This window comes from Brucella sp. NBRC 113783 (assembly GCF_040372265.1).
In the GTDB taxonomy this organism is placed as follows: Bacteria; Pseudomonadota; Alphaproteobacteria; order Rhizobiales; family Rhizobiaceae; genus Brucella; species Brucella teleogrylli.
In genome coordinates this window covers 16,768-29,750 of the sequence record NZ_BAABRX010000012.1, presented here as the reverse complement: position 1 = coordinate 29,750, position 12,983 = coordinate 16,768, and the positions used below count along the sequence as shown (strand labels likewise).

Below are 12,983 nucleotides of genomic sequence, written 5' to 3'. Positions count from 1 at the left end.
TTAGACACCTCGGAAGCGCGAACTAATGATCGGTCCGGAAAATATTTTTGATAATTTTTGTCATATTAACGCCGCGTGACGACTGTTACCCAGCCGGAAGCGTTCATAACCTTGACGGGAAGGGTTTCCGCAATGGTGGCAAGCGCCGCTTCCGCATCGCGGGTATCGAAGATCGCCGTCACCGGCATATTGCCTATTTCGGCATCGGTCAGGAAAATCCTGCCCCGGCGATAACGTTCGAGTTCCGTTAGCACACGGCGCAGCGGTACATCTTCAAAGATAACGCGATCATTGCGCCATGCTTCGACGATCTGACTGTCAGAGCGATGCGGCGCGGCGATAGTGCCACCAATGAACGTCAGCTGCCAGCCTTCATCAAGTCGAACTGGCGCAGCATCACCAAAGGCCACCGACACGGCATGTTCAACAACGGAAACGGTCACGGCATCTTCGTCCAGCTTGACATCGAAGGCTGTGCCAAGCGCGGTAATTGTGCCACCTTTGGCGGAAACCACGAAAGGGCGCGTCGCATCGGCGGCAACCTGAAAGAAGCCCTGTCCCTGATGCAGCACCAGATCGCGGCGCTTGTCCGAAAATTCGACCGAAAGGGCGGAATAACTGCCAAGCTCCACCGTGCTGCCATCGGCAAGGGTAAAGCTTCGGCGCTCGCCCACATCCGTCTTGTAGGTCGCAAACAAGCCGGGGCGCGACAGCATATAGCCACCGGGCGCCAGTACCAGCGCCGCGAAGCCGCCCAGAACGACCCCGCGCCTGCTGACACGGTTCGATCCTTTGTACCTATCATATTCCGGTTTCACGGCATCAAAGCGCTGCCACAGAGCTTGCGCACGCTCATAAGCAAGCTGGTGGGCCGGATCGGACGCCATCCAGACCGAGAACGCACGCCGGTCATCGGCGCTAACGGCTTTGTCCTGCAAAAGCACGAACCATTCCAGCGCTTTCATGAAAACCGGGTCAGTCTCGAAATCCTTCATGCCTGTCCACAACTGCCTTGGCTCTTCCTATGCGGAGAGCCGTTTGTCGAGTTCGGCCAGAGCCGCCACAATCTGGGTTATAACCGTATTGCGCGAAATTCCCATACGCGCGGCCACTTCATCGTAAGTGAGGCCTTCGATCCTATTGAGGACGAAAGCCTGACGGCGGCGGGGCGGCAAATCCGCGATGGCCTGCAAAAGACGTCGCAGCTCGCTGCGAAATAGCGCCGTCATTTCCGGCGAAGGCGTGCCGTCGGCGTAACGCTCCGGCGCGTCGTCTTCCAACTCCACATCCGCCCTGCGACGGGCGTCACGTAAGTGATTAAGCGCAAGATTGCGCGCTGTGCGCTTCACATAAGCGGGACCCGGCACCTGTGCCGCATTGTCATAGTGGGAAAGCAGGTTCAGGAAGGCCTGCTGAACGACATCTTCGGCTGCGGCGGCGTTTCCGACAATACGACGCACAAAAGTCCGCAGACTAATCTGCTCGCTCTCATAAAGTTCAGTCAGATCCCAAAACCGGGAAGTCATTCCTTCGCGCGCTCCAGACAACATGTTTACAGCCGCATTTGCGAAATAGCAGCTGTCTCACGCCATAGAGGTCCGAAAAATATCGCGCAATCACAATGATTTAGAAGAATTCTAGGCGGACAAAATAAACATGCATAAATTACTCAGCTTTTATCGTTAGAAAACATCGACTTCGGTTGAAAAATACACGCGCCGGTCGTTGGCGGGGAAAGGCAACCATCAAAATTCTAATATCTTAATGTATCTAAAATATCACATAAATCGCCTTGATTGCTTGGGCGAATATTATCGAAACATCTTTAAACCGGATCTATGCCACCCTCCTGAAAGCCATACGGTGAAACATGATCGCCAGAAGCGCCGGCTCGACAAGCGGCGCGGTATAACGGTATTGCAGGCTGATAGCCTCCCTGTGCATGAATGCTCAGCACATGTGCCGTCCATCGCGCGATCTTCCGGGTCACAACACCGTCAGATACAAACCGTATGGCAAACCTAAAAATCCCATCTGTGGTCGTTGAAAATAGTTTGCGATATTAACGCTCTAACTAGTTCTTGTCGTTCGTTGTTCAGCACAATATGGTTTGGGTGTTAACTCCTGTATTGACCTTTGTTTTTGGACAGAATGCGCATGAATGACAAACGAGGTTCTGGCGCTTCGAAGCCACTTAATCCGGCAACATCATTCCACGAGAATGACCGGCCCACTTTGAAGACGATCGCGTTCATGACTGGGCTCGGTGTCACGACCGTTTCGCGCGCTTTGAAAGATGCTCCTGAAATCGGTCCTGAAACCCGAAAACGCGTTCAGCTTATTGCGCGCCAAATCGGTTATCGCCCCAACCGGGCGGGAGTGCGACTGCGCACAGGCAAGACGAACGTCATCGCACTTGTCCTCAATACACAGGACGAAATCATGGGCTTTACCAGTCAGGTCATTCATGGCGTGGCCGACGTTTTGGCCGAGACCCAATATCATCTGATCGTGACTCCCTATTTCGACTCCAGAGCGCCCATTGAGCCCATACGCTATATCGTAGAGACCGGCTCCGCTGACGGTATCATTTTTTCACGTACCGAGCCCGACGATCAGCGCGTGCACTATCTGATCGAGCATGATTTTCCATTCGCTACCCACGGGCGAACGGATGCAGGCATTGACCATCCATATCACGACTTCGATAATCAAGCATTTGCCCGAAGGATGGTGGGGGAGCTATGCGCTCGCGGGCGCAAAAAGCTTGTGTTGTTGACCCCTCCAGCGCAGCTGACCTATTACCGCCATATGGTCAATGGGTTTTATGAAGGGTTGCGGGAATTTGGTTGCTTCGGTTCGCCATTAGAAGGTGTTGATCTCGATACACCACTTGAATATCTTCGTGTTTATATCGCCGATCTGATGAAAAGCCTTGATCGCCCCGATGGCATCATATGTTCAGGCAGCGCAGCAGCATTGGCTGTTGTTGCGGGCATTGAAGATGCCGGATTGCATATCGGTCAGGAAGTTGATGTTGCGGCGAAGCAGTCCACTCAAATTCTACGCTGGTTCCGCCCCGGCCTGATTGTGGTGGAGGAAAGTTTCAAACTGGCCGGGCAACAGCTCGGCAAGGCGATTTTGGGGCGCATCAATGGAGCGGATATAAAATCGCTCCAGACGATAGGATAATGAAAGCACAAGTTGAGCTACAAGCCGTTCCGACGATCGAACGGCTTGCGCTATTCGAGAAAAGAAGAAGCTAGCTTATTGCCCGCTTTGCTTCGGCTTGTGCCGGAAGCAGTAAAGCCTCGGCGGCGGCAATATCAAGCGCTTCAGGTCTGGTGCACGTTGTCGCCACCTCAACGAAACGCCCCTCCTCGCCCGATTTGAGAATGGCGAGCATGACATCGACACCATGCAAGGCGCGTTCAAGCGAACAGCGCATGTCACGGCCTTCCAGAATAGAAGTCGCCATGTCGGCCAATCCGGCTGTACGATAATTCGCCATCATGCCATTGGAATGTTCTTCATTCGCAATGCCAAATGGATGGCTCCAATTTTCAACAGTCGTCGCAGGCTGACCCGGTTTTACCACCTGCACGTCACCGCCAAAGAAGTTCGGATCGGGCAGATAGAGCGATCCTTCCGTGCCATATAGTTCCATATTTGCATGGCGATGCGACCAGACATCCCAGCTTGCAGACAATGTGATTGTCGCGCCTTGTTCAAACTCAAGGAGCGCATGGATGGTGGTTGGGGTTTCGACCGGGATGGTTTCACCGTTGCGTGGCTCCGACAGGATAGTCCGCGTCGGCGTCGCGGCTGAGGTCAGCGCCGCAACCCGTTTTACCGGACCGATCAGGTTGATCAGATTGGCAATGTAATAGGGCCCCAGATCGAGGATGGGACCACCGCCGCGCTTGAAGAAGAAATCCGGGTTCGGGTGCCAGTGCTCCATGCCATGGCTCATGACATGGCAAGTGCCCGATGTGATGCGTCCGACATGACCACGATCGACTTCACGCCGGGCAAGCTGATGCGCTCCACCAAGAAATGTGTCGGGAGCGCAGCCCACTTTGAGGCCGCCACCATCGGCGAGCGCCTTCAGTTCAAGCCCCTGTTCCATGGACAAAACCAACGGCTTTTCCGAATAGGCGTGCTTGCCTGCGGCCAGTATCTGTTTTGTGACGGCGTAATGCGCATCAGGAATAGTCAGGTTGACGACGATATCGATGTCGTCATTCTGCAGCAATTCATCGATGGTCTGAGTCTTTATGCCAAATTCTACAGCGCGCGCCTTGGCCGCCGCTGGATTAATATCGGCACATGCGCGAATTTCAATGGATCGAAACATCGGCGAAAGCCGCAGATAGGCCGCCGATATATTTCCGCAACCGATAATGCCGACACCAAGTATGTTCGTCATTTTCTTCTCCAGATCAAAGTGTCTTTACGGTTTCGATGGAACGGCTGGCAAACCGCGTATCGTCCGATGGATTATCGTGTTCCATCACGAAATAGCGCACCGGCGTTTTGCGCAGGGCTGCGAACAATCCAGCCCAATCGACCGTTCCATGGCCCACATCTTCCCAACCGTCCTCGTTGGTCTTTTCACCGCTAACCGCAATATCCTTGACGTGCACAGCGAGGATGCGGTCACCATAGCGTTCGATCCATCGAAGAGGGTCGGCCCCGCCCTTGATGATCCAGGCTATATCGGCCTCCCATGCGAGTTCCGGCGACGCATCGAGAATATGTTCTTGCGGAACCGAGCCGTCCGGCAGCACCCGAAACTCGAAATCGTGATTGTGCCAGCCGAACGCGTAGCCTGCCTTGCGATAGGGTTCACCGGCAGCGGCAAGCCGTTTGCCGAACGCCTGCCAGCCTGCAACCGTATCCGGACGGCGATCCGCGTCGAGATAGGGACAAAAGATTGCTTTCATATCGGCAACCTTTGCGATCTCCAGAACACGGTCGACTTCGTTTTCCAGCATATCGAGGCCAAAATGACCGGTCGGCATGGACAGTCCGAACGTATCCAGATTTTTCTTCAGTTGCGCCGGATCGGCATAGATGCCGCCATATCCTTCGACCCTGCTGTAGCCGAGATCGCGCAGCATGGTCAAAGTTCGCTCTAAAGGTTGGAAATTGCGGGAGCTGTAGAGTTGATAGGAATAACCATTCATGTCTTTCATCCTTTGAACCTGATCCTGAATTTTAACCGGATTTCGACGAGACAAGCTCTCCCGTCACGGCGCGAATTCTTCGTGCCGTCTCTTGAACGTCAGTCGTTTCACATATGATGGAAGCGCTATCGCGCGTGTGCGTAGCTGTTCATCTAGAGCCTTTCCTCAGACTGAGAATCGAATAGCGACAGGGCGTCGGCTTTGAAGCCGATCCTGACCCTATCGCCTGCCCGATAACGCTTGCCGGCCTCGACACGCGCAGACAGCGCATGTCCGTTTAGCTTGAGCCAAACCAGACTATCCGCGCCCATCGGCTCATCCAGATCGACCGTGGCCTCGAACCCGTCTGCGACATCAAGCTTGATATGTTCGGGTCGGACACCCAGCGTCACCTTCCGCCCTTGTTCCAGCGCACCGTCATAACCGTCGAGTTGCACCGCGGCTTCGCCTATGTGGAAGACCGGCTTGCCGCTTCGCGAAGCGATTTCGCCGGAAAAGAAATTCATGGAAGGCGACCCCAGAAAACCGGCAACAAAACGGTTTTTCGGGCGATTGTAGATTGTCAGCGGGTCGTCAAGCTGCTGGACGACGCCGCCTTTCATCACGGCGATACGATCGGCCAGTGTCAAGGCTTCGATCTGGTCATGGGTAACGTAGATCATCGTATTGCCAAGCTTCTGGTGCAGGCGTTTGATTTCGACACGCAACTCGGAACGCAGTTTGGCATCGAGATTGGAAAGCGGCTCGTCGAACAGGAACACATCGACATCGCGAACAAGCGCCCGCCCGATAGCGACGCGCTGCCGTTGGCCCCCCGACAAGGCCGAGGGTTTCCTTTGCAGCAATGGTTCAATCTGGAGAATTTCGGCGGCGCGTTTAATGCGCTTGTCGATCTCGGCCTTGGGCAGGCCCGCGACGCGCAAACCGAAAGACAGGTTCTTCTCAACAGTCATTTGCGGATAAAGCGCATAAGACTGGAACACCATGCCGATGCCGCGATCCTTGGGCTCTTGCCATGTGACATTGCGCCCTTTGATAAAGATGCTGCCCTCGGAAATATCGAGCAGACCTGCTACACAGTTCAGCAAAGTCGACTTGCCGCAACCGGATGGCCCCAGAAGCACGAGGAACTCGCCCTCGCCGATTTCCAGATTGAGATTTTGCAGAACGTTGACGGAACCGAAATCGAGCGACAGATCCTGAATAGAGACACTGGAATTCATGAGGTTCATCCTTTCACTGCGCCCGCAGCGATACCGCGTACGAAGTAACGGCCCGATACGAAGTAAACGAACAAAGGTACGGCGCCTGTCAGAATGGTGGCGGCCATATTGATGTTATATTCCTTCACACCCTGCATGGAGTTGACGATATTGTTGAGCTGAACGGTCATCGGAAAATTCTGTGTCCCTGCGAACACGACGCCGAACAGAAAATCGTTCCAGATTCCGGTCACCTGCAGAATGATCGCAACCACGAATATGGGGAACGACATTGGCAGCATGATTTGAAAAAAGATGCGCCAGAACCCGGCGCCGTCTACCCGCGCGGCTTTGAAGAGCTCGGGCGGCAGGGCGGCAAAATAGTTGCGGAACAGTAGCGTCAGTATAGGCATGCCAAAAATCGTGTGGACGAACACCACGCCTGCCAGCGTGCCAAATATGCCAAGCTCCCGCGTTATGATGACCAGCGGATAAAGCATGACCTGATAAGGAATAAACGCCCCGAACAACAGGATCGAAAAGAAGATTTCCGATCCTTTGAACTTCCAGTTCGCCAAGGCGTATCCATTGACCGAAGCAATGGCGATGGACACGATGACACTTGGCACGGTGATCTTGACGGAGTTCCAGAACCCGGCGCGTATGCCTTCGCAATAAAGGCCGGTGCAGGCCTGGCTCCATGCCTTGACCCACGGTTCGAACGTGACTTCGACGGGTGGTGCAAAGATATTGCCGAGGCGTATTTCCGGCATGCCCTTCAATGAGGTCACAACCATCACATAGAGTGGCAAAAGGTAGTAAACAGCGGCTACAAACAATATGCAGTAGAGCATGATGGTCGTAGGGGCAAAGCGCCGTTTCGGCTTGCGCCCCCAGGGCTGCGCAGCACTACCTTGCGCCACACCCGTAGGAATTTCGGTTCGCTCCAGCGCAGTTTCCATTTTCCGGTTCAGCACTGCTTCCGTCATCGCGCTTTCCTCCGGCTGTATTCGAGCATGGTCCATGGGACGAGGATGATGAGGACGGTGGTGAGCATGACCGTCGAAGCGGCAAGCCCCTGTCCAAGATTGGCCCAGCCGAACATGAAATCGTAGACATATTTGGCTGGCACTTCCGACGCTATCCCCGGACCACCATTGGTCATGGCGACAACCAGATCATAGAGTTTCACAATGCCGGTCGCGATCAGCACCACTGTCGTTACCAGCACCGGGCGCATCATAGGCAGAATGATGAAGAGATAGGCTTTCCACTTGGGAATGCCGTCGACACGGGCGGCCTTCCAGATTTCATCATCCACATTGCGCAATCCGGCCAGCATCAGGACCATCACCAGTCCGGTCATCTGCCAAAGCCCGGCGATAACGATTGCGTAGATGACATAGGTTCGGCTTGACAGGATCGCCATTTGAAAACTGTCGAACCCTATATCGCGAATGACTTTTTCCAACCCCAGTTGAGGGTTGAATATCCATTGCCAGACAAGTCCGGTCACAATGAATGACAACGCATAAGGATAAAGAAAGATCGTTCGAAACGTATTCTCGAAACGGATCTTCTGGTCCATCAGCGCCGCCAGCAAAAAGCCAACCACCAGTGAGAACCCCATGCAGAGAACACCGTAGATTGCCAGATTGCGGACAGACACATGCCAGCGGGAAGCGCCGAAGAGCCTGACATATTGATCGAAGCCGACAAAATTCCATACCGGCAACGATTTGGAGGACGTGAAGGAATAGGCGACGGTCCAGAGTGTACAACCGATAAAGACCACGAGAACAGTCGCAATCATTGGAAGTGCTGCAATTTTCGCATTCAGATTGCGAAACATTCCGGAGGGCTTTCTGCGACTGCCCTCTTCTATAACGGCCATGTTATCCTCCCTGTCCCATTGCCGGAAAATCCGGCACTGCCCTCCTCAAAGCAATGCCAGACCTTGCAACCGAGCTAATGCGCCTGTTCGATGATCTCCGCAAAACGTTCCTGGATATCATCGACCGTCATATCGGGATTAGAAAAGAATTCCGCCGAAAGGCTTTCGATCTGCCCCTGCGTGTCGGGCGCACGCAACTGCTCAACCGACGGAACGATATTGTCGGGATTCTTCAGGATATCAATGCCTGCGCGCATGCAGCTCGAAGCCGTATCGAGGTCGATGTCGCCACGGATCGGCAGCGATCCTTTTGCGAGATTGAAAGCCACCTGCGTTTCCTTGGAAACGAGCATGCTCGCCAATTTGAGCTGGGCCTTAGTGACTTCTGGATCCTTATTCTTGGGGAAGTATATCGCATCGCCACCCGTATCGAGATATTGATGGACGCCGAGCCCCGGCAAACAGTCATAGTCTTTCCCGGCAACCTTGCCCGCCGTGCCGAATTCGCCCTGCGCCCAGTCGCCCATGATCTGAGTACCGGCCCGGCCTGTCAGCACCATATTCGTGGCTTCGTTCCATGAGCGACCGACATAACCGGGATCAGCCAGCCCGCGTGCCTCAGCCAGCGCCTCGAAAACCTTCTTCATTTCAGGACCGCGCGCCGCTTCGGCATCCTTGTCCTTATTGACTTTGAGGTAGAGGTCCTTGCCACCAATGGCTGTCGTCAAAACCGTCAACATGCCGTTCACTTGCCATCCATCACCGGTAGCCAGCGGCACGATGTTCTTTTCCTTGAGCTTTGGCCCCGCAGCAACGAGGTCGCTCCAGTTTTTCGGCGGTTCTGCGCCAGCGTCTCGAAAGGCTTGCGGGTTGATCCACATCCATTCCCAAGAATGAATGTTCAATGGCACACAATAAAGACGCCGCTCATAGGTACAGGATTCAAGCAGGCTCTTCGGGCGTATAAAATCGGCCCATCCTTCCTTTTCAGCGAGTTCAGTGAGATCGGTCATCAAACCGCCCTGAACCAGTTCTTCCGCCTGCCGTCCGTGATTGAGCTGGGTGGCGCCCATCGGATTACCGCCCAAAATACGGCTGATGATGATGGGACGCGCCGTAGAGCCACTGCCGGCGATGGCACCATCGACCCACTTATCCCCACCGAGCGTATTGAATTTTTCAGCCAGAACCTTGACCGCAGCCGCTTCGCCGCCCGAAGTCCACCAATGCGTCACTTCAAGATCGGCCGCGAATGCCGATCCGGTCATTACGCAGCACACCGATGCGACCAACGTCGCGAACTTCAATCGATACATTTCATCTCCTCCCAAATCTGAAACGTTACAGGTATCGTATTCAAAACCATCTGCATTGCAAGAGTTTAATTTGGAAATGATCATAACTCACTGAATTAGCAGATTAATATCCTATTTCTTCCCAATTTTTTGGTCACGCGATAGTGCCAGAGCTCCTTGATAAAGAGAATGCCCATTACTTTCCAAATCATTTTCTGAAACGTTACAGATTTTATAAAACCTTAGGTTTATACATCGCGGCTTTGGCGTCACCACCAATCTTTCGTCTCGTTGTGCGCTGCGCACAACCTATCATCGGCGACGATAGAAGATCATCCCGGCGTGATGAAAAATGTCATTGATCAAATTGCCATCGAGGATGAAACCGGTGTCGTGCCAGTATCTGATGCGGTTGCCGGACAGTTCGTAACGGCTTCGCAGGCGCGTTCTCGTATGCCACGCGCCTCCACAAATCGGGCCAGGAGTTAACATCGGGCGTTTCCGCGCTCAGTCACCCCAAGGCCGAAGTAGGTGATTGATCGATATTCAGTTTTTGCATCGATGCGGGTTGCCCCGCTCAACGCTGCCGCCCACTCGTAAAAGAGCGGGAGGCTTACAATACATCAGCCAAGGCTTGGATGTTCAAATCATCATTGAATCGGGCACCGAGCTGGAAACGACATAGAACCCCATGGCATAGAAAATTAACTCAGCTTCCTGCCGACGGTTTTCGCGACCAGCGCCAGCGAAATGGCCCCTGCATCCGCATGTCCGATGCTCTTCTCAGCCAAGGGTCTTGCTCGACCGAGTTTCGGCACAAGTGGCGCCGTCGCGTCTGCCGCCGCCTTTGCAGTCTCTGCAGCATTGTTCCAGGCATCGGCCAACGTCTTGCCAGATGCAAACGCCCTTTCGAGCGTTTCCACGAAAGGAACAAACGCATCAACCAATGTCTTGTCGCCTGGTTTAGCCCCGCCAAGGGTTGTCACTGAATCAAGCGCGCGTCTGCCGCCGCGAACGACCGCACCATCCTCCATCTTGCCATTATCGGAAAGCTCTGTGCTCCAAGAGCGCACTAGAAGACCCCATAGCGCCCCAGATGTTCCTCCGGCCCGGTCTGCCCAGGCGTCGCCTGCCACAGCCAATACGCTTGCGGCACCGGCACCTGCCTTAACAGCCTGATCCGCTGCATCTTTTGCAGCCGCAGAGCCTCGACGCATACCTTGTCCATGATCGCCGTCGCCTGCAAAAGCATCGATACGACCAAGTTCTTCTTCGGCCTCGACCAGTACGTCGGCGACAGCGTGCAAAATACCCTGAATGCAAATGCCACCGGCCTGCCCCGCCTCATCGGCTGGAGCAAAAACAGAAACCGCATCCTCGTTGGCAATGACATCATCCGCAGGCTCGACTGCGATTGCTTCGCCGCGACGCAGAACCGGCGTATCGCAAGCTGCCGTCCAATAGCGCTCGAGTTCGTCATCGAGCCAAAGAAGGGTCAACGAGCAGCCTTGCATGTCGAGACTGGTAACAAACTCACCAGCTTCCGGAGCGACAACGTGAAGATCAGCTTTTTCCAGCAGCGACGCAAACGCCGTCCACAAGACGAACAGTTCTTCATATTTGGTCGCACCAAGACCGTTCAGGATAACGCCAACTTTTTGCGTTCCTTCGGGGCGTTCCGCCAGAAGTTTCTCAACCAGCAGGTTTGCCAGACCGGAGGCAGGCAGGATCGCCTCTTCCTTGATCCCCGGTTCGCCATGAATGCCGAGACCAAGCGCCATCTGGCCTTCCGGTACGGTAAAGAGCGGGTGCGGAGCGCCAGGCAAAGTACAGCCTTTGAAGGCAACACCGAAAGACACAGTATTAGCATTCGCGAGACGTGCAAGGCGTTCAACCTCATCCAGTGACAGACCAGCCTCAGCAGCGGCACCGGCAATCTTGAACACGACCAGATCACCAGCAATGCCGCGCCGCTTCTCGTGCATATCCATCGACGCGCTAGCCACATCATCGGTCACGGGCACGATGCGGACGTCGATACCCTCGGCACGCAGACGTTCGGCGGCCACGCCAAAATTGAGGACGTCCCCGGCGTAATTGCCGAAGCCCAATAGAATACCGCCGCCCTTATGCGCCTGCCGGCAGATACGCGCCACCGCCGCCGTGGAAGGTGACGCAAATACGTCACCGGCAACGGCTGCATCCGCGAGTCCCGGCCCCACATATCCGGCAAATGCAGGGTAATGGCCAGAGCCGCCGCCCACGACAACAGCGACCTTGCCGTGAGGCACCTTTGTGGAGCGCACAACGCCGCCACGCACGTGGCGAACATAGCGGCTAAAGATACTGGCAAAACCGGCAAGAGCGGTCGAGGCAAACTCCTCCGGCGCGTCGAAAATGGTCGTCATTAAAACAGTCCTTAATCTGGGTCATTAGCCGCGAGGCAGGATGCGGCGTAGGTAGTCACGATTTGTTGCCGCAACGGAAAGCCCGTCGCCTCCATAATGTTCACATAATAGCGGACTGGCAAATCCGTGATCCAGCGCCATTCTGATCGCTGCACGATAATTGATGATCCCGCTTTCAAGGGGAGCAGGATGCGTGACGATGACACCGGACGCTGGATCTTCTGTACGGGTGTAGTTCTTGACGTGCCAGAACTTTGCGTAAGGCGCGACCTTCTCCATCATCTTCTGCCAATGCTCGACGGGGCGGTGCAGACGAATGAGATTACCCAGATCGGCATTGATCCCAACATTTTCGAGACCCACGTCCTCGACAAAACGAACTGCGCTGTCCGCAGTGCCGAGATAAGTATCCTCGTACATTTCAAGCGACAGCTCTATACCAAGCTCCTCTGCGTGGCGACCGAGTTCGCGAATGCGTTCAACAGCCTTGTTCCAGATAGCCGGATCGTCAGGATTCTTCGCTCCATCGACCGTCCAGAACCACAATGCCTGTTTCTGCGCGTCCGTCAGCGGTTCAAAAAGCCCGAAGGAAACGCAACTGGCGCCGACTTCCTTGGCCGTGTCGATGACCTTGTGCCCATAGGCCAGATATTCGTCGCCGTGTCGTGCATCGATCACGCTGCGCCGCGAGGTGGAAATCGCAGGTATCGTGAAGCCAAGCGATTTGGCGACCGACATAAACTCGTTAAGACGGGCCGGGGACAAATCCGCCAGCCGCAACCAGCTGTCAGTTGGATCGAGTTCGGTAAACCCTGCATCCGCAACGTCAGACAAAGTGCGCGCCCAATCTTCTGGCGACTGATCCTGCACCGAACTGCCATCCGGCAGCATATTGGGATACTGGATCATCGCCGCTGCAATCGGCCAGGTTTCACGTGTCCATTTGGATGTCGTCTGTTTCAACTTGTGTTCCTGTTCTTTTGTGTGATCCATCA

Annotated in this window: 12 protein-coding genes; 1 reads left to right on the top strand and 11 read right to left on the bottom strand. The window is 54.7% G+C overall.

Translation table 11 applies throughout. The features are described from left to right. Positions 1-65: 65 nt before the first annotated feature. Positions 66-995, bottom strand: a complete 930-nt coding sequence (locus tag ABWW11_RS22800) for a FecR family protein (RefSeq protein WP_109366304.1) — start codon at positions 993-995, stop codon at positions 66-68. Positions 996-1,022: 27 nt separating this feature from the next. Continuing rightward, positions 1,023-1,526, bottom strand: a complete 504-nt coding sequence (locus ABWW11_RS22795; protein ID WP_109366305.1) for an RNA polymerase sigma factor — start codon at positions 1,524-1,526, stop codon at positions 1,023-1,025. 631 nt (positions 1,527-2,157) lie between these two features. Here ABWW11_RS22795 and ABWW11_RS22790 point away from each other — a divergent pair. Beyond that, positions 2,158-3,192 (top strand): LacI family transcriptional regulator, encoded by a 1,035-nt coding sequence (locus ABWW11_RS22790; protein WP_109366306.1) that lies wholly within the window; start codon positions 2,158-2,160, stop codon positions 3,190-3,192. A gap of 70 nt (positions 3,193-3,262) precedes the next feature. Here the strand turns inward: ABWW11_RS22790 and ABWW11_RS22785 are convergent, their stop codons facing one another. From ABWW11_RS22785 to ABWW11_RS22745, 9 genes are all read right to left on the bottom strand, one after another. Then, complete coding sequence (locus ABWW11_RS22785) at positions 3,263-4,429, bottom strand: Gfo/Idh/MocA family protein (protein WP_109366307.1); 1,167 nt, start codon at positions 4,427-4,429, stop codon at positions 3,263-3,265. A gap of 13 nt (positions 4,430-4,442) precedes the next feature. Further along, complete coding sequence (locus ABWW11_RS22780; protein ID WP_109366308.1) at positions 4,443-5,189, bottom strand: sugar phosphate isomerase/epimerase family protein; 747 nt, start codon at positions 5,187-5,189, stop codon at positions 4,443-4,445. Positions 5,190-5,341: 152 nt separating this feature from the next. Beyond that, positions 5,342-6,412 (bottom strand): ABC transporter ATP-binding protein, encoded by a 1,071-nt coding sequence (locus ABWW11_RS22775; RefSeq protein WP_121539228.1) that lies wholly within the window; start codon positions 6,410-6,412, stop codon positions 5,342-5,344. A 5-nt stretch (positions 6,413-6,417) separates the two neighbouring features. Continuing rightward, positions 6,418-7,380 (bottom strand): carbohydrate ABC transporter permease, encoded by a 963-nt coding sequence (locus ABWW11_RS22770; protein ID WP_109366309.1) that lies wholly within the window; start codon positions 7,378-7,380, stop codon positions 6,418-6,420. Beyond that, the gene (locus ABWW11_RS22765) at positions 7,377-8,285 is read right to left on the bottom strand and encodes a carbohydrate ABC transporter permease (protein WP_109366310.1); all 909 of its coding nucleotides are present in this window, start codon (positions 8,283-8,285) and stop codon (positions 7,377-7,379) included. The genes ABWW11_RS22770 and ABWW11_RS22765 overlap by 4 nt, the downstream gene beginning before the upstream one ends. Positions 8,286-8,359: 74 nt before the next feature. After that, entirely contained in the window at positions 8,360-9,601 is a 1,242-nt protein-coding gene (locus tag ABWW11_RS22760) for an ABC transporter substrate-binding protein (protein WP_109366311.1), read from the bottom strand. Positions 9,602-9,892: 291 nt separating this feature from the next. After that, complete coding sequence (locus tag ABWW11_RS22755; protein WP_244597054.1) at positions 9,893-10,072, bottom strand: Atu4866 domain-containing protein; 180 nt, start codon at positions 10,070-10,072, stop codon at positions 9,893-9,895. Between the two features lie 212 nt (positions 10,073-10,284). Beyond that, on the bottom strand, positions 10,285-11,988 hold the full coding sequence (locus tag ABWW11_RS22750) for a dihydroxyacetone kinase family protein (protein ID WP_319080493.1): 1,704 nt from the start codon (positions 11,986-11,988) through the stop codon (positions 10,285-10,287). 24 nt (positions 11,989-12,012) lie between these two features. Beyond that, positions 12,013-12,981, bottom strand: coding sequence for a sugar phosphate isomerase/epimerase family protein (locus ABWW11_RS22745; RefSeq protein ID WP_319080494.1), 969 nt, complete (start codon positions 12,979-12,981; stop codon positions 12,013-12,015). Positions 12,982-12,983 lie beyond the last annotated feature (2 nt).